The following is a 23,444-nucleotide window of genomic DNA, read 5'->3' on the forward strand; positions in this document are numbered from 1 at the left end:
CGTTTTGGCGATGGCGTTGTAGTACAGAAGATCCGTTGCGGTCTCTTGATCATTTAAAAACATTGCGCCCTCCCTCGCATGTGAGCGTCCCTGATCTCCATTTTATACAGCCATTAGGCTATCCAAGACTATCCGCCCATAACAAAGTCGGCGTTGTGGGAATTGCACCCCACTGCCCCCCCCCACTTTGCATTGCATCTGACCATCTATTGGCATTCGACTTGACCAGTCATTTCCATTCGAACTGACCAGACGGGTTTGAATTGATCACTCATAGTTAACGGGCTGGCTAGCAGAAGTGTTTGTGTTGACTACCCTGGGATGACAGTCGAACGCTACGCATTGATGGAGGCCCTGCTTCTGATCAGCCCCAGGCACTGACTGCTGCGACAGGATCAGCTAGCTCGTCAACGGGGGGGGCGTAAACGAAAAACTACGTCGCAACCGACCCAGGCTCGCGCTGACCTGCGGGTGCTTGATTCTGTTGTGCTCGGCGGTACTGGATCGGTGAAACTCCTCGCGCCAACTTGAAGGCACGACTGAACGAAAATTCCGACCTATAGCCAACTTGCGAGGCGATCTCGCCAAGTCGCAGCTCGGTCTCCTCCAACAGTTGCGCGGCAATTCCCATGCGCCAACGCGTCAGATATTGGTGTGGTGGCTCGCCCACCAAGGCGCAGAAGTTGCGGGCAAAAGCAGCACGCGACAAGCGAGCTTCTTTGGCGAGTTCCTCCAAGGTCCATGCATGGTCAGGTGCTTCGTGTATGCGCGCGAGAACCCGTGTCATCTGCGGCGATCGCAAAGCTGAAAACCAGTCGTTTGCCGCTGGAGAAGCCGCATCGGCCCAACTACGCATGAAGTAAACGAACAGGCACGAGAGCAGGTTACGCACCACGATATGGTTGCCGAAGTTCGGTGTCTCCACTTCGTGACGTAGCATGCGCAGTGTATCGCTCAGCGACGAACTGCCAGGCTCCATTCCGGCGCGCAACGACACCGACTGCGGTAACGCCCGCAGTGCTGGAAGCGCCAGGTGCTGATCCACGTTGAATTGACCGCAAATCAGCGTGGTGGCCTTTGGACCGCTGTCGAGGACGCCATCGCGCAGGGCGAGGAAGGATTCGAGCGGTATGACTCGGCCGCGCTTCGAATACACAACTTCATGCGCATGGCCACGCGGGAACATGACCATTTCACCAGCCTGCAGCTCGATGGTTGCCGCGTCTGCTTGGCGGACGAAGGCCCGTCCCTCCGCGACGAAATGAAACATTACGGCTTCGCAAGCTTGCACCGCAAACCCCCATGGCCCCGCCACGCGGGTGCGCGCCAGCACCAAGCCATCGGCTCGAACCGCTTTCAACCAACCATTCAATGCGTCCATCGCGTCATATTAGCAGAATGAGACGAATTGGTATGTGTTAGCGAGTTTTAGACATTGTTCATCTCCTTCGCGACTGATGAAATACAGATCACATCAACCAAAAGGTGAAACCATGAATAGAGATCGCATTCAGGCAGCAATCGACACCATCTACGCGCGGGTCTTCAACCAGGGCGAGTCCGAATTGCTGGCAGGTCTAGTTGCTGGTCCGTATATCCAGCACAACCCGCTGTTTCCGGATGGCACCGATTTCATCGCCGGTTACATCAAGCAGGTTGGGAAAGTGGCGTGCGAAGTTAAGCGTATTGCGATCGACGGCGACCTGGCTTTCATCCACGTGCGCTATCTGGACTGGGGCGGCAAGGAAACCGCAGGCGTGGACATCTTCCGCTTCGATGCCGATGGAAAGATCGTGGAACACTGGGACGTGCTGCAGCCGGTGCCGGAAACGGCCAACAACACGAACACGATGTTCTGAGTGGGGATATGGCGGTGGCGAAGGCCAATCCATATGCGGATGACCTTGAACGCAACGCCTCCAATTTCGTTGCTTTCGTTGCCTTGTCACCGCTGTTTTTTATCGAACGCACGGCACTGGTGTAGGGCCGGTGAGGCAGAGTCGATAGCGTTCTGTCGCCCGCAGCAGGCGAGCTTCGAGCTGCCCAAGCGCGCGTCGTATTCGGCGGGCGACCGAAGATTTCTGCTGCGCGAGTGCGCGCGCTCGCCTGCAACCATCGCATGACCACAAAAAGTCCCCTCACAGGGATATTGCATGCAACCCGAGGAACACGTCATGACTAAATCGATAAACTCAGACGACATGAAGTTCATCGAAGTCGATGGTTTGAAAATCCGCTTTCAACGTAGCGAAATAAATGCGGTTTCATTAGATCATTACAGACTGAATGCACGCCGATGCTGTTTGAAAATCCAGCCGCTCCATTGCCGCGTCCAACTCCTTAGCCAGATCGTAACCGAGCTGTAATAGAAGCGACGACCGCAAAGCGCTGTAGAGCTCACAGGCATCCAAACTCTGTTGCTGGAGCAGTAGGTAAAACTCAGTTATTTGGGATGGATCCCAGTTAGCAGAAGCATTCTCATTCGTTTCAGATACTCCCTGTTGTGCAATCCAATGTTTAGCAGCCGTCAGCGTTTCCTCCAGATCCAGCGTGATCACACCAAACAATGCGTCGGCGCGCATCCTGTCGTTATCGTTAATGGCCAATTCGATTTGTAGAGATGTTTCTGCAAAACGCCTGGCTCCTAACGTACCGAGGGTTCCCCGCAGTGTGTGGAACAGGCTCGCCGCATCGCGGCTCCGCCCTTCTTGCCATGCGATACGCGCTTTAGTGATGGGAGCGACGCCGTCCTCTACAGTCCTTTTGATCAATGTAATGAGGGTGTCAAAATAGGTTTTGTCGTTCTTGGCGACGGCGAGTAACGGCCCAACATCGAATGCCGAAAGGTCGTCAATCGAAGGTGCTAAAGTCATTGTTTTTGGCGTCTTTGATGCGTGGCTGATAGTCGGCACATGTTGGCGGATGGTGCTCAGCATCTGCTTGACGTCAATGGGTTTGGCGATAAAACCATCCATACCAGCCGTTACACACTGCTCACGCTCAGACTCAAATACCCCCGCAGTCATGGCTAATATCGGCAATGTCAGTTGCAACTCATTGCGGATAACTCGGGTGGCGGAAAAACCATCCATGACTGGCATTTGCACATCCATTAGCACTACTTGATAACGCTGTGGATCGGCACGCAATCTATCGACAGCCTGCTGACCATCGCCGGCGACCTCCACAATCGCGCCAGCTTGTTCCAGTATGTTCGTTGCCACGAACTGATTCAGGGGATTGTCCTCCACCAGCAGTAGGAGCACGCCATCCAATTGCAGACTTGAAGATAAGCTCTCGCTTTTGAATTGGACGGACACCTGGGGATCTATTCGCGCTGCCAGCGCTTGATGCAGCGTATCGAACAGATTTGAACTGGTAACGGGCTTGATCAAGACTGCATCGATCTCCGCCGACGAAGGCTCTTGCATGAGCTTACCCTGATCAAATGCATTGACCATTATGATAATCGGCTGCGTATACGTAGGCAGTATCCTCCGGATCCCCTGCATGGTTTCGAGCCCATTCAAGCCCGGCATCTGCCAGTCTACTATCACCGCGTCATAGAGCTCACCACGCCGTTCAAGCACGCGCACCTGCTCTACCGCCTGCTCGCCTGACGCCACCCCGTCGGCTTGCCAGTTCCAACCAAAAATCGTTTTGCACAAATACTCACGACTGGTCACGTTGTCATCGACAACCAAAATGCGTAAGTCACCCAAGGTATTTTGTGGATGTTGTATGTGTTCAATGGAGCTTTTTTGTCGAAGTGGAATAGTTACCTGGAACTCACTGCCGACGCCGACGGAACTCTCCATCGTGATGGTTCCCGCCATTAAGGAAACCAAACGCTTCGAAATAGCCAGCCCAAGGCCTGTGCCGCCAAAGCGACGGGTGATGGAGGTATCTGCCTGGGAAAACGGTGAAAATAAACGCGCTTGTTGTTCGTTCGTCATACCAATGCCGGTATCACGCACCCGGAAGCACATGTTGACGATGTCCTCTTCGCTCCCCACCCGCTGCACGAGCACAACAACTTCCCCACGCTCAGTGAACTTAATAGCGTTACCCACCAGGTTGACCAGCACTTGCTGTAACCGTAGTGCATCACCGATAAAAGCTTGCGGTACATCCGGCTCGACGCCGATCACCAACTCCAAATCCTTGTTGACGGCATTGATGGACATAATGGTCGCTAGTGCATTGAGTACATCGCACAACTGGAACGGAATGGGGACAATCTCTAAGTGACCGGCCTCAATTTTGGAAAAATCCAGAATGTCATTCAAAATTTCAAGCAAGGACTCCCCAGCACCTCGCAGCATTTGCAGGTATTTATTTTGGTCGGTGGATAAAGACGTATTAGCCAGAAGGTGCGTTATGCCCAACACGGCATTCATCGGCGTGCGAATTTCATGACTCATATTGGCAACAAACTCACTCTTCGCTTGACTGGCGACTTCAGCACGATCCTTGGCGATCAGTAACTGGGCAGTACGCTCAGCGACCTGCTGCTCCAGATTGGCGTTCAGCGAGAGAATCCGAGACTCGTTGGCCTTTTCTTGGCTGATATCACGAATTGTTTGCGCAACGGCTGTCACTTTACCGTCAGCCTCACGGACGGGTGAAACAGCGATAGAGACGTCCACGGTCGTACCATCGCGTCGGCGTCGTGTTGTAGCAAAATGGGGGACTGCTTCTCCGCGCTCAATGGCTGCCGTCAGGCGCACCTGTTCCGCTATCAGCTCCGGCGAGCCAATCAACTTTGCTAACGAGCGGCCCACTGCTTCGTCTTCACTGTAGCCAAACATGCGCTCTGAGGCCTCGTTCCAACTGAGCACAAAGCCTTGCGGTGTTGTACCAACGATGGCATCGCTAGAGCTGGCGACAATGGCAGCAAGGCGGCTTTGCTCCATCATTACTTGCAACTGACGTCGCGTACTGACTCCATACAGGTAAAGAAAGCCGGCAGCGATGCCGGAAATGACCAGCATCGTAAACAGGGTGATTTGTCTCGAACTGGCCACACTTTCGATGACCGCTGTGTCGCTGACAGCAATAAATACTGTCAGGTGGCGCTCCGAACCCTCACCGCTCAGCATCTCGTCATGCCGCACAACATGCAGCAAACTTCCCGCCTGGCTTCTCCAATTTTGGACAGGGCCTTTCTCGCCAGGAGCAGACTGGCTCACAGCCTTAAATTCATCCTCCCATCGATAGCGCTTACCCAGATCAAAACCAAAGGCGCGAGCTGAGTCGGGGTGCAGCAGAAAGTCCCCTTCCTGATTGACGATGTAAGCAGAATAGTTATCAGGCAACCGCTCTCCCACCTGGGACAATATGGCGTTGCTGTCGATATTGAGTACCACGATACCGAATAGGCTGCCGTCGTCGGCATAGATGGGGGTTGCCACCCGTACCGTTGGTACGATGGGTAGTTCCAGCTTGCCACGCTCACGATTGAGGTTGAAGTCTGAGGTATAAACCTGCCCTTGGCGCAGTTTACCGGTGGCTTGGAAATAATCGCGGTCGCCCTTGAACTGCAACTGATCGGCGGGAGTCACCAACACAGCTCCAGCCTTGTGTTCAACACGCACCAACTCCTTGCCATTATTCGCTACGCCAATCAGCCTTGCCTGCAAGTAGTGCGGGTTGGTTTCGAGGTATGCGCTGTAGAGTTGTTCGAGCCGGTGTGTCCAAACCTCATAGCTGTCGCTTTCTTTGGCGTCAATACCTCCGGCAAGGGAAGCACGAACCATTCCCGACACCGCAGGAACCTTGGATAGAAACAAAACATCGTTGTGCAAGTCTGCAATCCGATGTTGCAACTGCCCAAAGCGCACTTTGGCAATTCTGACCACTTCTGCATCAAGTTCCGAGGTGGCTTTTTGCCGAGTCCGATAGTCAGAGACCAGTACCACCAATGTGGTTGTCAGGCATAACACAAACAGCAGGCAAGGCCATACAAACCACACGTCTGCAAAAAAACTGGACGTTCTCTTCTTGGTCTGCAAGCTGCTGCTCCTTGGTTAACCATCAAGCAAAGCACTTTCTAGGTATATCTCTAAGCCCCTCACTGGATACCCAAGGGGCCATTGCACTAAGCCCGCCCCGTAGAATGTAGCTCAGCCAGATACGAAGCTATTGCCGCTGACGACTACCCGCCAGCGTTTCGAATCACTTCGGCGTACTCATCACCGCACGATTTCGCCCAGCTGACTTTGCTTGGTATAGCGCCTGGTCAGTTGCTGCAATCAGTTGCTGCATGGAATCGCTCTGATTAGGCACAATGGAGGCTAAACCAGCACTGATCGTAACGCTGCTGGCGGTTGCTGAGGACTGATGTTCGAGGTTTAAACTACGAACCTGTTTACAGATCCACTCCCCGTGCTTTTGTAGATCATATGTTCCCGTGTGCGGCAGGATGACCACGAACTCTTCACCGCCATAGCGTGCGACGACTTCACCTGGTCGTCTCGTGGTAGCACCAATGGCAGCCGACACACGCTTCAAGCACTCATCGCCACCCTGATGACCATAATGATCGTTGTAAGCCTTGAAGTGATCGATATCGATAAGCATTAGGCCTAAAGGCATTTTCTGCCGTCGGTGCCGCTCGAACTCTAATGCGAGTGTTTCATCAAAAAAGCGTCGATTATATAGCCCCGTTAGACCATCCCGATTCGCCAGTTGAAGCAAGAAATGATTGTGCTGTTGCAGTCGAAGGTGCGTCTGAACACGTGCGCGCACGACCGGAGGATTGAACGGTTTAGTGATGTAATCCACTGCACCAGAAGCCAACGCTGCGACTTCACTGTCCACCCCCGTATGTGCCGTAATAACAATGACAGCACAGCCAGAGGTGCTTGGGTCTCCTTTCAGCGCCGCGCAGACTTCATAGCCACTCATACCGGGCATTTCCACATCGAGCAGGATCAGTTGCGGTTTTCGCTCATGGGCCAGACGAATACCGGTTTCGCCGCTGGTGGCGAACAGTATTTGGCCTTGATCTTTGAGCATGCCGCTCAACAGACGAATCGTATCGACGCTGTCGTCAACAATCAGTATCAGGTTCTGCTCGGCAAAAAGATCTGACATCGATTCATCCATATCGTAATCATCGTTTGCCGTAATGGCGTCACGCCCCCTTCATCATGTAGGCAGTGCCATTGCCATCAACACGTCTTCCGCCGACGTGGTGTATGGGGTCACTGCAAGGCTATCGTTAAGAAGCAGCGCTTGCCGCGATTCACAGTTCCAACGAATTTACTGATACTGGGGGAAGCCTTCGATGTCGCAGAAGAGCTGCGTAGTACCGATAAGCAGCAGTTCCCCTCCCTTCCCAAAAATCTATCAGCCCAGTCTGCTGCACTAGCCTAGTACAAAAAAACACGCTTAGGCGACGCGACCCCCTACTCGCACATTGCTGACACCTGCACCAACAGCGGCGACATGCCCCGCGCCTTCCAGCCCAGGTGCCCGAAAAAGCGATTTCCCCATCTTGGGCTACTGTCTCAACATAGTTGGGCGATTGGTAACCCGATAAAGGAACACAGGATGCTTTATTTTCAGGAAATGCTAGGCATTGCCGTATTTTCAATAACCGGTGTGCTGGCTATCCAAAAAGCCGATGTCGATTTGTTCGGTGCTGTGGTGCTCGGCATCATCACCGCTATTGGTGGTGGCACCCTACGAGATCTGCTGCTGGGTCTACCGATCTTCTGGATTGCCGATTTCAATTACATTTGGGCCGCCTTGTTTGCTGCGCTGTTGGCGTTTTTTCTGACTAAAAGATTACAACGACGTTATCGCCTGCTGCTCTATCTCGATGGTTTGGCCGCTGCACTGTTCGGCCTGGCTGCTACTGAGAAAGTATTGGCATTCCACCTTGCCGCGCCTTTGGCAGTGATGATGGGCGTGCTGACCAGCATTGGAGGCGGTATAGCACGCGATGTCCTGGCCGGAAGAGTCTCATTGTTGATGTCACGTGAGATATATGCCACGCCAATCTTGCTGGGATGCACCCTGTATGTTGTGTTGCGCAACATATTCCCGTCGGTCTGGATCGCCGGTTGGATTGCTTTGATTTTCACCTTCGGCCTGAGGTTTTTGGCCATTTACAGGCATCTTCAAATGCCAGCGATTTTCTCTACCAAGCAGGGATAATTCGTCCGGGGTGACGGCCGTGTCGGATCTATTGAAACCTGGCAGCGCTGTGGCACTGATCCAGTTGAGCTATACGCTCCATTGCAGCTTGCCGTCAGCGCTTGGGAAATGAGAGTCACGACACGCTGTCATAAATTGTCGCAGCTCAGTCCTGCAAAATTATTGAAATCATGGAGTCAGACCGGTACTCCTGGAACACAATCTTCAGCAGGGAACGCACCATGCAACCAAGATTCAAGGTGATCGAGACCACCAGACTGGACGATGGCAGTAAGCAATACAGGGTCGTTGATCTCGTCGAAGGAGGCTCGGCTAGCAAGCATGGCGTGTTCAAGGTCAGGACGGAGGCAGACGCTGTTTGTTCGCGGCTGAATGCCGAGCAACCACGTCAGAATGATGTAGGTCGTGCGTCCCTAAGCCTATGATCCACCCGTTTCGAAATGCCAAGCGCCAAATGGTTACGCATTGATCCCGGCTCCATTGGGATTCGGTCTCGTCCGGAACTCCAAGCTTGCGACGTCTCGATCATGTGGCGAGCCCCCGGAAGTAACCCCGACCCGCCAGCTACACTAATTCGATACATTTCTGCACAGAGACTTCGACCATGGCTACCAATACCGCAATCGTATTCGCTGGCGGCGGCAGCTTGGGTGCTGTCCAAGTGGGTATGTTGCGGGCCTTGGTCGAGGCCAACGTTCGATGCGACATGGTGGTGGGCGCTTCGGTGGGCGCCATCAACGGTGCCTATTTTGCCGCAAGACCCGATTCCGAAGGCGTCGAGGCGCTCGCCAATTTCTGGCGGGGCCTACGTAAAACGGACATCTTTCCCCTGTCCTGGCTCGATACCTGTAGAGGACTGATCAAACGGCGTGGTTTTCTGTTGCAGCCGGCGGCCTTGAATCGACTGCTGGATCAGGCACTGCCCATTCATCGCATTGAGGATGCGGCGCTGCCCCTACACATCGTCACCACCGACCTGCTCAGTGGTGCCGAGACGGTTCTGTCCAGTGGCGAACTTGAGCAGGCGTTACTGGCCAGCGCTGCCATCCCGTTGGTGTTCCCCTGCGTACAAATCGCCGATCAGTTCCTGGTTGACGGCGGTGTGGCAAGCAATACACCTATTTCGACTGCCGTAGCCTTGGGAGCCACCAACGTCGTGGTAATTCCCACCGGGGTGAGTTGCGCCCTAACACAACCGCCCCGAGGCCTGGTCGCCTTAGCCCTGCACACCGTAAATCTGATGAGCATGCGCCAACTGGTGAGCGACATCGAACACTTCCGCACTCTCACCAGCCTGCACATCGTCCCGCCCTTGTGCCCTGTGGATGTATCGGTGTTCAACTTTGACCAGACCGAGTCTTTGCTGCAGCGCGCCTATGAGCAGACCCTCCGGTGGCTGGAACGTGGGGGGCTCGAACGCACCAAGGTACCTGGTGCCCTGACCATCCATTCACATGCCCATGAGCATTGAGTCTCCGCTGAACTAAGCGCCACACCTGAGATTCGAGTGTAGCGAGCACCATCCGCAGCAGCCCAAAAAGGCAATGGATATGCGCAAAAGCTTGGGATAAAGGACGGCCTAGCAGCGCCGAGGATAAATAAGGAATGCCATAGACCTCTTCGGTCACTCAGCAACATAGAGCGGAGCGGCAGAGACCTCCGCCGAGCCGGCAATATAAACTGGGCACATTGAGATTGTGTTTCCGTCTGGAAGGGCGGGGAAGACAAACAATCACTCCTCTCCCCCAGTCGACCGATAAGATCGACGACAGCGTTCGTTTCCGCCCTCGCCCCCAGCATCTCCAAGGGACGCTTCGAACCAAGCCCCGAGCCGGCGTGTCCACCCACCCTCTCGCAGCGTTCACGCTACTACCGGTCAGTGCCCCTCGGCAGATATGCATTACCGTGTGAAAGCGCAGCAAAAGCCTCGAGCCCAGCCCTACTCCAAAGCCTTAAACCCGCGCTGCAGATCTTCGATCAACGCTGCGACATCTTCCAGACCGATGTGCAACCGCAACACAGGATTCATTGAGCGATCAGCCGCACTGTTACGGTTTTGGGTATCGGCCACGGTGATCAGACTTTCAAAACCGCCCCAGGAAGCACCCAACCCGAACAGCTGCAGTGCACCAATGAAGCGCTCGACATACGCGTCGTCCGCCTCGCTCAGTTCAAAGGACAGCAAGCCGTTGCTGCCGGTGAAATCTCGCTGCCACAAGGAGTGGCCAGGATGATCGGTCAAGGCCGGATGGAACACCCGTTTCACCTGCGGTTGCGCTTGCAACCAAAGAGCGACTTCCAAGGCCTGGCGCTCATGCACCTCCAGGCGTGGCGCCAACGTTCGGGCGCCTCGCAATACCAGATAAGCGTCGTCGGGGCTGACGGTCGCGCCAAAGGCATCGCTCATATTCATCATGGGCTGCCAGGCTGCTTCACAGGTGCAGACACTGCCCATGACCACATCACTGTGGCCGCTCAGGTACTTGGTCAGCGCCATGATTGAGATGTCCGCACCAAGTGTCAGCGGTCGGTACAGGTAACCAGAGCCCCAAGTATTATCGACGGCCAGCAAAATCCCTCGCGGTTTGCACAGGGCGGCGATGGCCGGCAAGTCACACAGTTCATACAACAAAGAGCCTGGCACTTCGGTGTAGACCATTTTGGTGTTGGCTTGCAGTAGAGCCTCCAAGTCATGGCCGTCCGGGGCGAAATAATTGACCTGAATACCGAAGGGCTGAAGAAACTCCCGTGCTAGACGCCGCACAGGCGCGTATACCGCGTCGGTGATCAGCACATGATCGCCGGGTCGCAGGTAAGCGAGAAACGTCTGCGCGACCGCTGCCAACCCGGTACCGAACAAGCGAGTGCGATAACCACCCTCCAGCTCGGTGACCAGGTCTTCGAGGGCAAACGCCGTTGGATTTCCGCGTGCTCCATAACTCAGCACACGCTCGCTATCACGGCGAGCTCGGGCGTCACGCATTTGCGCCAGGTTGTCGAACAGCACGGTGCTTAAGCGAGTGACCGGCACATTGACTGCGCGACCGCCGACACCCTGAGCCCGCGCCGAATGCACCAGGCGAGTACGCACCTGCGAATCCGAACGAGCTAGAGGTTGCAATGGTTTAAGACCGGCGATTTCGTCGTCACTCATCTGCGCCAGCAAACCGATTTCCCAAGCCAGATACTGACGCGCCGCGTCTTTGTTGCCGGAGTGGCGGTCATGGGTAAAAAACAGAAAATCGATGCATCGATCATTGGATGGCGTGTCCGGGCTTTCCCGCACGGCGAAACCCGCTGCACGCCAGGCCTCGAGCCCGCCGTCAAGCAGCTGCACCTGCGCACGCTGGGCTTGAGGTAATTCCAGTGTGACGAACGCAGCCAGTTGCGGATCATCGGCCAGTAACACCAGCGGTCGCTGTTCATCCACGACGTGTGACGCCAGCAACGAGCGGATCGACCAGCTCGAACCGACAATGTGCCCCTTGCGAAAGGTCATGCTCGGACGCAGGTCGATCAGCGCGACGGCGTTATCTTTCAACGCATCAGCCAGTGCCCGCGCAGTGATCGTTGGCAACTTTTCATAAGCGAGAGCTTTACCCGCGGGTAACGCCAGGCCACTGCTCACACCACCTTCCAGCACATACGCCTCATGCCCCAATTGGCGCAGCCAACTCGCGACAATCGGCGCCCGCACACCATCGCTGTCGATCAGAACCAGCCGCGCCTGACGCACGCCGATATACAGATCAGTCGATTGAACTAACTGACCGCCTGGCGTGTGTTGAGCACCAGGTAAACTGCCGGCGGCAAACTCTTCGGCGGTGCGCACATCGCACAAAAACAGACTGCGCCCGGCGTCTGTGGCCCACTGCACGACCTTTGCAGCCGATACCGTTTTCACACCGGCCCGATCCGCCAGTTGCGCGACCGCCAGACGTTGCGCCGTTAGTGGTGCAACGGACACCGCATCGGCATAACGACGGCTGCTGCCATGCTCCAGTTGAAAGTCTTCCAGGTACCAGCCCTGGGTTCCGTTTTCCAACGCGTAGATCGGGTTCTTCAAGCCCAGGTTGATCAGCGTCTGCGCACCGATAATGCTACGGGTTCGACCAGCGCAATTGATCACGATTGGCGTGCAGTTGTCTGGCACCAGGTCATGGATTCGATAGCCCAGCTCGCCGTTCGGGCAGCACACTGAACCGGGAATGGTCATCTTGCGGTACTCATCGAACGGCCGGCCGTCCAGTACGACCAGTGGCTCGCCACGAGATTGCCAATCGGCCAATTGTTGCGCGGTGACATGCGGTGTATGACTGGCCTCTTCCACCAACTCGCCAAATGCCTTGGAAGGGACATGCACGCCGGCGAACAGTTGATAACCGGCGGCCTGCCAACCATCCGCACCGCCCTCCAGAACGTGCACGTTGCCATACCCCAACGCATACAGGCGCTGGGCAGAACGCGAAGCGACATCACCGCCGTTCTGGTCATAGATCACCAGCCGCACTTGGAGATTCGGTGCAAGACGCAGCACCTCCAGCTCCAGTCGGCTGTAGGGCAGATTGACTCCGAAAAACAGATGGGCTTCGCCATACTGGCCATGCTCGCGCACATCAAACAGGGCGATTTCCTGCCCGTCGAACAGCCACTGCTGCAGTTGCCCTGAGGTTACGGTTTGGCTCATGGGTGTTCCGCTCGAAAGAAAATTATTGAAGCGCCAGAGAGCGCTCATTGGCCGCCAGTTCGCGGCCCTTCGCGTACGCACGCTGAATGGCTGGACGCGCCTTGAGGCGTTCGCGCCAGGCACGCATGTGCGGAAAATCCGCCAGTTCCTGGCCGTGTCGCTGCGGCTGAATCCACGGAAAAATCGCCATGTCGGCGATGGAGTACTCACCCGCCACATGCGGCACTTCAGACAGACGCGCTTCCAGCACTCGATACAGTCGCGTCTCGCCTTCGCGGATGTTGATCGGCAGCACACGGTAATCCAGCCCGAGCTCTTCGATCAGGATGCCGATTTTTAAACCGTTGGCGGTAGGCCAATAGTAAAGATCGATCATGCGTAAGCCTTGATCGACGGCGCCATTTGCGAGGCGTTGTAGTTGAGAATGCGCCCGTCAGCCTCTACGCCATAGCGCCCATTGAGAGACTCCAGCGGCAGACCGTAGAGGTGGAAATGCAAGGTCGCGTGCTCGCCTTCGACTCGAATGCCGTGCAGGTCTTCACCCAAGAACGAGATTGATCTGCCTGGTTGCACGATCACTTCCTTTTCCAGGTGCAAGGTGGTGAAACCAGGCTCGCGACCTTCGTCATCACGGCTGTAAACGTAGTTGATCTCTTGGCCTTCGACGGCACTGATGATCGCCCAGGTTTCGTGGTTGTGGGGGATCGTACTTTTGCCCGGCAACAGTGAGTTCAGGTACAGCGTCGGTGTGTCTCCGTCGTCATTCAGACGGTAACGAAAGGCAGAACTGCCCTGCCCCGGCACCGGCGCGGGAAACTCATCGAAATTAAATAGATCACGGCGTTCGGCCAAGGCTTCGAGCAGGGAAACAATTTCCACCAGCGCGGCGCGGTCAACGCCATGTTGGTTGATGACGCGGATTTTCTTCAGGAAATCTTCGATAACGACGGCACGGCTTTCGGTACTCATGAACAGGCTCCTCGGTTTTAGACGGACAGGCTGTAGCGACCCAGGTTGGTCAGCAGATAAGGGTCGTTGACGACAGCGGGACGGCGCCCCGGATCACCCGCCGCATGGCGCAGAAATTCCTGGGTGCGCTCGCTGGTCGGGTGCTGAAAAATCTGAGCGGCGTTGCCGTGCTCGACGATTACGCCGTTTTCAGTGAAGTAGACGATGTCGCTGATCTCTTCGGCGAAACGCATTTCGTGCGTGACCAGCACGCAGGTCATGCCCTCTTCGGTCAACTCGCGAATCACCGTCAGCACCTCGCCAACGGTTTCCGGATCAAGGGCCGATGTCACTTCATCGAACAGAATCAGTTCCGGTCGCATCGCCAGCGCCCGGGCAATTGCCACACGTTGTTGCTGGCCCCCGGACAGTTGTCCCGGATAGGCATCGGCCTTGTGCTCCATGCGCACTTTGGCCAGCAAGGCACATGCCTCTTTTTCGGCATCGACCCGGCTGCGCCCCAACACCTTGCGCGGTGCTATCACCAGGTTCTCCAGCACCGACAAATGCGGGAACAGGTTGTACTGCTGGAATACAAAACCCACGCGCTTGCGCAATTCGATGCGCTGGGCTTCCTGGGCCAGGGTGTGAACTTCGGTGGCACCGACGCGGATGGTGCCGCGCTGCGCCTGCAATAGCCCGGTGATGCAGCGCAGGATGGTTGATTTACCGGAGCCGGACGGGCCGATGATCGACACCGCCTGACCACGGTGGACGTCAAGGTCGATGCCTTTGAGCACCGGATTGCTGGCGAACGACAGGTGAAGATCGCGCAGGCTCACCAGCGGCTCGACGACGGTTTCAGTAGAAGGCATAACGTCGCTCCAGGCGTTGGGTGAGACGGGAAATCGGGTAGCAATAAGCGAAGAACAGCACCAGCAAGCTCAGGTAGATCACTACAGTGAAACCGGTCATGTTCACGGTGTTGCTGGCAATCTGTGCGGTGTCGATCACATCATGCACGCCCACCAGAGAGGCCAGCGCGGTGCCCATGGTGATCACCGCATACAGGTTCATCCACGGTGGCAACATGCGCTTGAAGCACTGCGGCAGAATGATCGAGCGGAAAATTTGCCCCCGGGTAAACGCCAGCGAGCGTGCGGCCTCCCATTGAGTGCTGGGGATCGAAGCGATGGCGCCACGGAAGATCTCCGCAACGTTGGCACTCGCCGGCAAGGCCAGGCCGATCGTCACCTTGACCCAGTCCGGAAACGACACGTAAGCACTACCGATGTGGATCTCGAACGGGAACACGTAGGTAGTGAAATAGATCAGCACCAGCCAGGGTGCATTGCGGAAAATCTGCACCCAGATCCGCGCAGACAAACGCAGCAGACGCAGCGGCGACAACCCCAGCGCCCCAACCAGCAACCCCAGCAGCGAGCCCAATGCGATCGCGACCAAGCTGATCAGAATGTTCTGACCAAAGCCTGCGGCCAGTGCCGGCGACCATTGCAGCAACGCCTTTAACACCGGACTTTGCGGGACGAACCACACCAACCAGAGCACAACACAGACCAGCAGCAGAAGTTTGCCGACATGCCGACGCGGCCAGGCCACCGGTACGGTGACGGACGATTCAATGGCCATAGCCAGGCATCCTCAGGTGCGCTTCAAGGTAGCGCCCCACACAATTGACAATAAAACTCAGCAGACCGAAAAAGCTCAGGATCAGAATCATCAGTTCCAGCACGTTATCGCTTTGAGTCCAAATCATGATCGACGCGTAGGTGATGTCACCGACGGCAATCGCCGAGGCGACGGCGGTCATCTTCACCAGGTCGATCAGGTTGTTGAGCAGCGAAGGCAAAGCGAACCGCAGGGCCAGCGGCAGTTGCACGTTCCATAGCAACTGACGGCTGCTGAATGCCAGCGAACTGGCCGCCTCCAGCGTCACCGCCGGTACAGCCTCGATGCCGGCGCGCAGGGCCTCGGCATGGAAAGCGCCCTTGTGCAACGAGATCACGATCACCACCCAGGCGAACGGCGTCAGTGGGTTTGCTGCACCAACGGCTTGAGTGAGCAACATGTTCAATACGAGGAACGCGCAATACAGCTGCACCAGGGTCGGCGTGTTGCGGGTGACTTCGACGAACACACGTGCCGGTTTCGCCAACCAGGGATTGCCCGACGTCAGCATCGCCGCCAGTCCGAGCCCGGCGAGCAAACTGCCGAGGATGGTGAACAGGCACAACCACATCGTGGTCAACGCACCCTGTACCACGGTGCCGCGTTGATAGGCGTCCAGCAGGAAGTTGTAGTTCAGACCGAACCCGGCAGCCCAGTGGACGAAAAGCTCCAACCAATGACTCATGCTTCGCCCCGCAATTGCGCGCAGGCCCGGGCGATGCGACGTCCGGCTTCAGCGACGCTATCGGTCGCGGTGGACAGGTGAAACCATCGCGACAATGCAACAACGCTGGCCAGGCACAGTGAGGTCAGGTTTTTAGTGGAAAAATGACGGTTCATGCGCGACTACCTTGAATAGCCGTCGCGCGATGCGGCAGCGTATTGAATACGATGAGGTGAATCAGGCGCCGTTGGCCTGGAAATGCTTTTGCAGCTCGACCAGCGCGGGTGACGCGGGGGTGATGTGGTTGCGGCTCTGGGCTTCGATCAACCAGCCGCTGCGGTGCAGTTCCTTGACGATCGGGTCGAGCTTGGCCTGGGTGTCGCTTTCACCACGACGTGTCCAGATCACCGACGGCGCCGGGTTGAGCTCTGGACTGATGGCGCGATAGCCTTGCCATTCGGTGTTGTTGGCGATTAACGGATTGATCAGTGTGGCGTCATGTACTGCCGCAACGCAGTTGTTGCCACGCAGTGCCAACAAGGACTCGGACGAACTTTTGAACGCCTTCAACTCAACGCCCAACTCGGTGAGTGGCTTGACGTAGCTGCTGCCTTGAGAGGTGCACACCGGTTGCCCTTTCAGGTCTTCCCAGCGGGTGATCTTGCTATCCTTGAGTACTGCGGCGGTACCGCCAACCCGGTAAAACGGTGTCGGCACAAAACCGAGAATCTCGCCGCGTTCTGCCGTCCATTCCATATTGGCGATCAGCAAATCGACCTTACCCTGCTGCAGAAACTGCACGCGGTTGGCCGGCAATACCGGCACCAGTTGCACCTCAGCACCCAACTGCCGACCCAGTTCTTGAGCGAGCTCTACGTTCAGACCACGCGGCTTCTGTGTGGCAGGATCGATCCCGCCAAAGGGGCCACCGGACAGCAGCACGCCAACCACAACCACATGACGCTGCTCGATCTTATCCAGCGTCGCGTCAGCCTGGGCAGCAGTGCTGGCGGCCAGTGAGATCAAGGCACCCAACATCACGGGCAATAAACGTTTTATAGGCGCGCGCTCGAACAACATGGATTTCCCCTCATTAATGATCGGCAAAACCCCGATCTGATGAGTGGGCATCCTGCGTACAGCGCCGAGGTAACGGAAATACAAATATCTAATATCGTTATAACTCAGGTGCTGTCACTTTTTAGATAAACGCCTATAAGCCTACGTTTATTGGCCTCTGCGGGCTTCCAGGAAAATAAATTTCTCCGAACACATAAAGATATGCAATGTTTATGTTCGCACCCTTAATGTAAAAAGCAGCCGCCATGTCGACCCTCGATCTCGAGCTACTGCGCACCTTCATTGCCGTAGTCGATCAGCACAGCTTTGCCGAGGCCGGTGTGCAACTGGCCCGCACACAATCGTCGGTCACTCAGCACATGCAACGCCTGGAGCAACAGGTCGGGGTCAGCCTGTTCGAAAAACGCGGGCGGCAAAAGCAGCTCACGGAAGCCGGGCAGCAGTTGCTACGCCATGCCCGGCAGATGCTTTCGCTCAACGATGACGCGCTGAACTCCTTGCGCGAAAGCAGCTTGAGCGGCGTGCTGCGCATTGGCTCTCCCCATGACATCGCCGACACCATCCTGCCACCGATTCTCAGTCACATCGCGCGTTCGGCGCCACGTTTGCGCCTGGAAATCGACGTCGGTCGAAGCCCGTTTCTCATGGACGACCTGCACCGGGGCAAGGTCGACATGGTGATTTCCACTCGAGAAGACCCCAATCTGGAAGGTTTTGCCTTGCGCACCTCGCCGGTATGGTGGATTTGTTCTGCGCAGTACCTTCACAACCCCGGCGAGCCCTTGCCGTTGATCCTGGTGGATGAACCCAGTATCTATCGGCGATATGCTCTTGAGGCTCTTGAACGCGCCAACATTCCTTGGCGCCAGGCTTATCTGGCGTCGAACCTGATTGGTATCAAGGCGGCGACCCGCGCAGGTCTTGGCGTCACTGCCAGAAGCATGGAAATGTTAGGCCCGGATATGCGGGTGCTGGGTGAAAGCGATGGTTTGCCCCGTCTGCCGGACGTCACCTACCACCTTTGGATTCGGCCCAATACTATTAATCCTCTGGTGCGTCGGGCTTATGAGTTAATTCGCAGCAGCCGCGGGCATTAAATGCCGAATCAACATGACGCTCGCGGTGCTGATGACACCTGAGTGATCTGGTCGTCCTTTTCACCATTGATGATACGAGTCACTCGAATAGGTGAATCAATCGAGGCTTAATGGAGGTTGCAGATGTTTCAAGCAGAGCTGCGTTACAGGCAGCTGGAAGCGTTGTCGCCCCGCACTACCTGGATTTAAATAAAGCTGCTCATCGCGCCACTCAATGCGTGGCTTAGGTGGACGAGCTTAGAAGTGGAGGATGCGGGTCACGCGAGTTTGATGGCTCCGCCCTGGATATCCTCCCGCGCCATTCGCAAGTCATTGGCGTCTTGGTTGAGCCGATGAATGAGATTAAGCAATCGTTGCCGCAACACCTCGTCTTGGAGCTGCTCGGCAGCACGCATCACATCAAGCGCCGCTGCCTCATTGTTAGTGGCAACGGCGTCGAGCAGTTTGCGCATGCTTCTTGATGGCCGATTCATCTCCAACCCTCCTAGCTTTCGGTGACGCGAATCATATGGCCGGAATGTTTCGTCCGTGTTTCAGCTACTCGAACTGGTTTTGAATCACCGGCTCTTGTCGAAGGAGGCTCGGCGAGCGTGTTCAAGGTCAGAGCTGAAGTCGTGACTGTTTGCACCGACTGAACACCGAGCATCCATAGTCGGCAGGCACGTCCGGGTCTGTAGCTTCGTACCATTGCGCCATGCCTGTAATAAACGCTCGAGTACCGTCGATGGGTAGGGGTTAGACGCAACGTTTCGCCGTTGCACATGATCAGGGAGACCTTGGCTCTTCCTAAACCCATCGAGCAAAGGGCGGCTGAGTTTGGCTTCACGCTGCAACCGGCGAATGATGTTTCCCAGTACAAACTAATCGAGCGTTTCGGCACAGCTATCGAGCATTTCGGCACAGTAACCACCCTTTGATCTACCTAGACTCAGGTTTCACTCTAAGATGCAGATGAGATCGCAATGAAAATCAGATTAATCCTGCCGGCCCTATCTATGGCAGTAGCACTCAGCGGATACGCTGCCGATTTCTCGCTGACCAGCCGGGATATTGCTGAAAACCGACCGCTGACCAATCTTGAAGTATTCCAAGGCTTCGGTTGCGAGGGGGGGAATACCTCTCCTGAGCTTTCCTGGAGTAACGCCCCTGCAGGGACTAAAAGCTACGCGATCACGGTCTACGATCCTGATGCGCCGACCGGCAGCGGCTGGTGGCATTGGACTGTGGTCAACATACCTGCTTCAACCAGCAGCTTGCCAAGAGGAGTGGGGTCGAACCTGCCTATTGGTGCAGTACAAGGGCGGACCGATTATGGTCAGTCGGGATTTGGTGGAGCTTGCCCACCAGTCGGGGATAAGCCCCATCGCTATCAATTCACCGTATGGGCATTGAAAGTAGATAAGCTACCGCTCGACGAGCAGGCCAGCGGCGCCTTGGTTGGCTACATGCTTAATGCCAATACCCTGGCCAAAGCCACAATCACTTCCACTTACGGACGTTAGGAACGATGCACCCTCCTGCCAGCATCCAGCACAGAGAAAACTTCATCGAGGGTTGCGTAATCCGGGCTCGGCAGCCCCATACCTTACAAAGGGTGCCGATATTCGTTACCACCTTGTGTCGAGTGCGGCAGGGAGAAAAGCTGTTGCAGTGGGACGAGCGGGAGATGCGTGCAGGACCACAACATCTATTGCTGATGCCGGCAGGGTGCGAACTGGGAATTTCCAACCTCCCCGGCCTTTACGGTCACTACATCGCCGATGCAGTGACCTTTCCCAGCTCGACACTGCGTAACTTCAGCGCTCGATATGGCCAGCAGATCATGAGTCATCGTAGTCGAGCCTTGAAGACGGACCTATGTGTCCTTCTGGATAGACATACAACACAGGCATGGGATCAGTTATTGGCCTCCATCAGTGCCAATGCCCCAGACGCATTACGCACACTCTATGGGGAGGCCGTCCTTCTGAGCTTGGGCCTTTCCGGCCTGGCCGGGCCGCTGCTGATGAATCGCAATGATCCACTTTGCGAACGTGTGCAGCAGCTAGTAATGGGCAACCCAGCCAGGGAATGGACTGTTGCAAGCGTCGCACAACAGCTAAACCTTGGTGAATCGACTTTGCGTCGCCAACTGGCCAATGAAGGTGACAGCTTCAGGAACATTCTGGAAAACGTCCGACTAGCCATGGCGTTGCAATGGTTGCAAACCACGTCTCGCCCCATCGGTGAAATCGCCGCTGCCTGCGGTTACGCCTCGGCCTCACGTTTTGCAGTGCGCTTTCGCTCGCACTATGGTCTGTCGCCACGGGAATTGCGGGCGGCAATTTAAGCATTCCTGTGAGGTATCCCCATACCTTCCTGTTGAAACAACCCCGTGGCGCGATCCCGAACGTCAGCTCCACTGCGGGGTTTGTACCCAAGACCGTCATCACCAGCTACTGCGCGACGAAAGCCGCGCTTTATTCCTGCGCGCAATTGTTGCGTCAACGACTCAAGGGCATCAGCCTTCAGGTCGTCGAGATCGTTCCACCCGGTCAGCCACATTAGTTCGACGTTGAGCTGGACCTCTCGCTTTGCTTACAACTCGACTGGATGCAGTTCAGAGTTCATAGACAAACAACGCGCACTGGGTTGGTTTCAGTGACGTAATCGTCAAGGCTCTCCGGACGCCGGATTTTATTGTGCAAACTCTAGTGCTCGATCATCGGCAGCAGCCCCACCAGCACTTGCGGCATCCGCACGAATCCATCAGAAGCCAGAAAATGACCGCCATGCTCCACTGACGTTAAAGGCGACTTCAGCTGTATGATTACGAAGAACAAGCGCTGCTCTGCCCGCAACGATCAACCACCGGGTATCGGTCCTACAGCGATCAGGATTTAAGAACAGCGCACGCCATATGCCAGCTAAACCGCGCAGGGCTCAGGCTGGAAACCATTCGTATGGTGCTGCCTTGCATGATTGACGATACACCTCGTTTTCATCCATGCGCCGCAGTGCGCTCTGCTTTGCGTGACGAACTGGAAAGGTTGGAAGAGAGACTCGAAGCCCTGATGCAAAGCCGGCGTGTTCTTGCTGCTTTCGTTGGCCAGGTAGAGAGTTAGTTTGTATCCGTCCGCCCAAGTCATCTACCCAACCCTGCAAAGCCAAGACATGGTGTGCACTTAAATTTAAGTGGGCACCAGTTCTAGCCTTTTAAGCGGGTATTTCATGCAGCCACAACGCCGTTCCTACTCCAAATCCTTCAAAGTCCAGGTCATTCAAGAGTACGACCAGCCCGGTGCCTCGATTGCCAGCGTCGCGCTGAGCCATAGCCTCAACGCGAACCTTGTCCACAAATGGATTCGGCTGCAAACGCAAAAAAGCACGGAGCTGCAACCTGCTTTTATTCCGTTACCCATGAAGCTAGCCGGAGCAAATTCGCAAGCTGCATCACCGAATATCTGCGTTGAAATCCAGCCGCCGCGTGGCACTACGGGCATGATCCATATGCTTACCTGAAGGACGTCCTCACGCGCCTGCCGACGCAGCGGGCGAGTGAAATTACGGAGTTACTGCCGCATAGGTGGACGCCCGTTTAGTCACGCAAGGTGTGAGGGCGGACGATACGTTTTTTCGAAACGGTTTTACCATATAACGTCAGTTCGCAGCCCGGAACCTAGCAATAGGTGATCTGAGAACACTTACACTGGAAGTGACGACAACGATGCCTGACAGCAAAGGCATCGGTGTCGCTTGCCTGCTCTGACAGTCCGTCGGGGTCAACTCATCTCTGGAACGAGGTGGCTCATGAACGTCAGGTTTTCAATAGCGTGCATATACTCAGAGAATCTCGGATCTCCATCGTTGAACGCCTTTGCCACTTTTTGTGCGTTCTCAAGACTGTCCCACATTGCTAAGTCCGCGAAGATTCGGTCGTCGCTCATAGGGCAGTAGGCGCGGTACTCGATCAAACCAGGGAAGGTCTTTAACGTTTCACGAAGACCTGCGCGGAGCACAGGCACTTGCGCAACGCATTCCTGTTTGACCTTGAAAATGGCTAATTCGAGTACATGAGATGAGCGCTGCATAGGGATGACCTTCTGTGTGTTAGGGAGTCCCAATTATCAGTGCCTCATACTGACAGCGTAGTGTCAGTAGTGGTGATCGCTTTCCACTGGCTTGCCTGGTGCTTCATATACGCTTGGAGATCAAGGGCAGGATTGTCGGGTGATGGTTGTTGGGCAATAGCGATGGAGGCTATGCGATCGACCCGAAAATCGCGGTAAGCCGCCTTGGCACTACACCAGCTTCCAACCGTCCACTTTCCTCCCCAGTAGAAAAGGCCAAGGGGAGAAATGAGACGTTGCGAAACCACACCGTCCAAGCTGGTATAAATTATCTTCAGCGCCTGAGTGTTTTCGATGGCATTTCGAAGGGTTGCCAAATGGGCACGCGTTGAGGAAGGTGTTGCTCCAAGTGCCCTGATTTTTGCCGTGCTGGGGTCAACCTTGTGATGGACTATGGACGCTGAGATTTTGCTCAACAACATCCCCGCAGCAGCACTTAGTTCGTTATCGGCGGAAGCTGAAAGCATTTCCATCCCGAGCATCAATGCATCCAGTTCGAGCTTGTTCAACGTTAAAGGCGGCATCTCAAAATCGGCATCCAAGGCATATCCCACGCCAGCGGTACCATAGATTGGGATTCCACTGAAGGAAAGGTCGTCGATGTATCGATAGATTGAGCGAACGGAAACTCCGACTCGGCTAGCCAGTCGTTCAGCAGAGATTGGCTGATGGACACGAATCAGATTTACCAATTGAAATAAGCGATCAGCTTTACGCACCAGGTGTGCTCAACTGAGAGTCCTTCGCAAGCTCAATGGCCGCGTTAATGGCGGCCCGAGCTTGGGGGCTATTCTTCCAGCAAGTCGATCCCACTGCTGCCGATGCCTGAGCCAGGATGTCACAAACATTCGCTTTGCTGAGCACAGCTAGCGAGTCAATGCCCATCTGCTCAAGGCGAGCGATAACGGCCGGCCCCACGCCCTTTAGGGCCAACAAGGCATTATGTTCCGTCAGTGGAAATGGCATCCGTAAACTCCTGTTATCGGCCAATGAGGCAACCGGAG

Annotated in this window: 24 protein-coding genes and 2 pseudogenes; 10 read left to right on the forward strand and 16 right to left on the reverse strand. The window is 55.6% G+C overall.

From position 1 onward, the window contains the following. Window positions 1-433 precede the first annotated feature (433 nt). Window positions 434-1,381 (reverse strand): AraC family transcriptional regulator, encoded by a 948-nt coding sequence (locus tag AC07UI_RS06095; RefSeq protein ID WP_494991619.1) that lies wholly within the window; start codon window positions 1,379-1,381, stop codon window positions 434-436. Window positions 1,382-1,493: 112 nt separating this feature from the next. Here AC07UI_RS06095 and AC07UI_RS06100 point away from each other — a divergent pair, with 112 nt between their 5' ends. Further along, complete coding sequence (locus tag AC07UI_RS06100) at window positions 1,494-1,859, forward strand: nuclear transport factor 2 family protein (RefSeq protein ID WP_494991620.1); 366 nt, start codon at window positions 1,494-1,496, stop codon at window positions 1,857-1,859. A 408-nt stretch (window positions 1,860-2,267) separates the two neighbouring features. On the opposite strand, the gene AC07UI_RS06105 is transcribed toward AC07UI_RS06100, so the two are convergent. Further along, window positions 2,268-6,014, reverse strand: a complete 3,747-nt coding sequence (locus AC07UI_RS06105; protein WP_494991621.1) for a response regulator — start codon at window positions 6,012-6,014, stop codon at window positions 2,268-2,270. A 163-nt stretch (window positions 6,015-6,177) separates the two neighbouring features. Then, window positions 6,178-7,110, reverse strand: a complete 933-nt coding sequence (locus AC07UI_RS06110; protein ID WP_494991622.1) for a GGDEF domain-containing response regulator — start codon at window positions 7,108-7,110, stop codon at window positions 6,178-6,180. 447 nt (window positions 7,111-7,557) lie between these two features. On the opposite strand from AC07UI_RS06110, the gene AC07UI_RS06115 reads away from it, so the two are divergent. After that, window positions 7,558-8,166 carry a trimeric intracellular cation channel family protein gene (locus AC07UI_RS06115; protein WP_494991623.1) on the forward strand — a complete coding sequence of 203 codons (609 nt, stop codon included), beginning with the start codon at window positions 7,558-7,560 and terminating at the stop codon, window positions 8,164-8,166. Between the two features lie 604 nt (window positions 8,167-8,770). Continuing rightward, window positions 8,771-9,637, forward strand: coding sequence for a patatin-like phospholipase family protein (locus tag AC07UI_RS06120; RefSeq protein ID WP_494991624.1), 867 nt, complete (start codon window positions 8,771-8,773; stop codon window positions 9,635-9,637). Between the two features lie 468 nt (window positions 9,638-10,105). Here AC07UI_RS06120 and metC read toward each other — a convergent pair whose 3' ends face one another. From metC to AC07UI_RS06160, 8 genes are all read right to left on the reverse strand, one after another. Next, window positions 10,106-12,853, reverse strand: a complete 2,748-nt coding sequence (gene metC / locus AC07UI_RS06125) for a cystathionine beta-lyase (protein ID WP_494991625.1) — start codon at window positions 12,851-12,853, stop codon at window positions 10,106-10,108. Window positions 12,854-12,875: 22 nt separating this feature from the next. After that, window positions 12,876-13,229, reverse strand: a complete 354-nt coding sequence (locus AC07UI_RS06130; protein ID WP_494991626.1) for a glutathione binding-like protein — start codon at window positions 13,227-13,229, stop codon at window positions 12,876-12,878. Then, window positions 13,226-13,822 (reverse strand): cysteine dioxygenase family protein, encoded by a 597-nt coding sequence (locus tag AC07UI_RS06135; RefSeq protein ID WP_494991627.1) that lies wholly within the window; start codon window positions 13,820-13,822, stop codon window positions 13,226-13,228. Before AC07UI_RS06135 ends, AC07UI_RS06130 begins: the two co-directional genes overlap by 4 nt. Window positions 13,823-13,839: 17 nt before the next feature. Beyond that, on the reverse strand, window positions 13,840-14,676 hold the full coding sequence (locus AC07UI_RS06140) for an amino acid ABC transporter ATP-binding protein (protein WP_494991628.1): 837 nt from the start codon (window positions 14,674-14,676) through the stop codon (window positions 13,840-13,842). Continuing rightward, window positions 14,663-15,451: an amino acid ABC transporter permease gene (locus AC07UI_RS06145; RefSeq protein WP_494991629.1), complete on the reverse strand. Its 789-nt coding sequence runs from the start codon at window positions 15,449-15,451 to the stop codon at window positions 14,663-14,665. Before AC07UI_RS06145 ends, AC07UI_RS06140 begins: the two co-directional genes overlap by 14 nt. Further along, entirely contained in the window at window positions 15,441-16,175 is a 735-nt protein-coding gene (locus AC07UI_RS06150) for an amino acid ABC transporter permease (RefSeq protein WP_494991630.1), read from the reverse strand. The genes AC07UI_RS06145 and AC07UI_RS06150 overlap by 11 nt, the downstream gene beginning before the upstream one ends. After that, window positions 16,172-16,330, reverse strand: coding sequence for a hypothetical protein (locus AC07UI_RS06155; protein WP_494991739.1), 159 nt, complete (start codon window positions 16,328-16,330; stop codon window positions 16,172-16,174). Before AC07UI_RS06155 ends, AC07UI_RS06150 begins: the two co-directional genes overlap by 4 nt. A 61-nt stretch (window positions 16,331-16,391) precedes the next feature. After that, window positions 16,392-17,234 carry a transporter substrate-binding domain-containing protein gene (locus AC07UI_RS06160; protein WP_494991631.1) on the reverse strand — a complete coding sequence of 281 codons (843 nt, stop codon included), beginning with the start codon at window positions 17,232-17,234 and terminating at the stop codon, window positions 16,392-16,394. 245 nt (window positions 17,235-17,479) lie between these two features. Here AC07UI_RS06160 and AC07UI_RS06165 point away from each other — a divergent pair, with 245 nt between their 5' ends. After that, window positions 17,480-18,331 carry a LysR substrate-binding domain-containing protein gene (locus AC07UI_RS06165; RefSeq protein ID WP_008001698.1) on the forward strand — a complete coding sequence of 284 codons (852 nt, stop codon included), beginning with the start codon at window positions 17,480-17,482 and terminating at the stop codon, window positions 18,329-18,331. A gap of 79 nt (window positions 18,332-18,410) precedes the next feature. Here AC07UI_RS06165 and AC07UI_RS06170 read toward each other — a convergent pair. Next, window positions 18,411-18,556 (reverse strand): annotated as a pseudogene (locus tag AC07UI_RS06170) (metallophosphoesterase family protein); the annotation flags it as partial. Window positions 18,557-18,588: 32 nt separating this feature from the next. Next, window positions 18,589-18,804: a hypothetical protein gene (locus tag AC07UI_RS06175; RefSeq protein ID WP_494991632.1), complete on the reverse strand. Its 216-nt coding sequence runs from the start codon at window positions 18,802-18,804 to the stop codon at window positions 18,589-18,591. Window positions 18,805-19,293: 489 nt separating this feature from the next. Here AC07UI_RS06175 and AC07UI_RS06180 point away from each other — a divergent pair, with 489 nt between their 5' ends. The 6 genes and pseudogenes from AC07UI_RS06180 to AC07UI_RS06205 all read left to right on the forward strand — a co-directional run. Next, window positions 19,294-19,833, forward strand: a complete 540-nt coding sequence (locus tag AC07UI_RS06180; protein ID WP_494991633.1) for a kinase inhibitor — start codon at window positions 19,294-19,296, stop codon at window positions 19,831-19,833. Between the two features lie 5 nt (window positions 19,834-19,838). Then, on the forward strand, window positions 19,839-20,660 hold the full coding sequence (locus AC07UI_RS06185) for a helix-turn-helix transcriptional regulator (protein WP_494991634.1): 822 nt from the start codon (window positions 19,839-19,841) through the stop codon (window positions 20,658-20,660). 8 nt (window positions 20,661-20,668) lie between these two features. Beyond that, complete coding sequence (locus AC07UI_RS06190) at window positions 20,669-20,878, forward strand: SDR family NAD(P)-dependent oxidoreductase (RefSeq protein ID WP_494991635.1); 210 nt, start codon at window positions 20,669-20,671, stop codon at window positions 20,876-20,878. Window positions 20,879-21,132: 254 nt separating this feature from the next. Further along, window positions 21,133-21,435 carry a MerR family transcriptional regulator gene (locus AC07UI_RS06195; protein WP_494991735.1) on the forward strand — a complete coding sequence of 101 codons (303 nt, stop codon included), beginning with the start codon at window positions 21,133-21,135 and terminating at the stop codon, window positions 21,433-21,435. 106 nt (window positions 21,436-21,541) lie between these two features. Beyond that, window positions 21,542-21,832 (forward strand): transposase, encoded by a 291-nt coding sequence (locus tag AC07UI_RS06200; RefSeq protein ID WP_494991636.1) that lies wholly within the window; start codon window positions 21,542-21,544, stop codon window positions 21,830-21,832. Next, window positions 21,808-21,912 (forward strand): annotated as a pseudogene (locus AC07UI_RS06205) (transposase domain-containing protein); the annotation flags it as partial. The gene AC07UI_RS06200 and the pseudogene AC07UI_RS06205, both read left to right, overlap by 25 nt. Window positions 21,913-22,092: 180 nt before the next feature. On the opposite strand, the gene AC07UI_RS06210 reads toward AC07UI_RS06205, so the two are convergent. Genes AC07UI_RS06210 through AC07UI_RS06220 form a run of 3 tightly spaced genes read right to left on the reverse strand, consistent with a single transcriptional unit; the run spans window position 22,093 to window position 23,406 of the window. Further along, a complete protein-coding gene (locus AC07UI_RS06210; protein ID WP_494991637.1) occupies window positions 22,093-22,401 on the reverse strand; it encodes a hypothetical protein in 309 nt (102 codons plus the stop codon). A gap of 44 nt (window positions 22,402-22,445) precedes the next feature. Then, entirely contained in the window at window positions 22,446-23,159 is a 714-nt protein-coding gene (locus AC07UI_RS06215; protein WP_494991638.1) for a helix-turn-helix transcriptional regulator, read from the reverse strand. Continuing rightward, the gene (locus AC07UI_RS06220; protein ID WP_494991639.1) at window positions 23,152-23,406 is read right to left on the reverse strand and encodes a helix-hairpin-helix domain-containing protein; all 255 of its coding nucleotides are present in this window, start codon (window positions 23,404-23,406) and stop codon (window positions 23,152-23,154) included. Before AC07UI_RS06220 ends, AC07UI_RS06215 begins: the two co-directional genes overlap by 8 nt. Window positions 23,407-23,444: the final 38 nt, after the last annotated feature.

The sequence above is a fragment of the Pseudomonas sp. GW821-FHT04C07 genome (assembly GCF_059420325.1).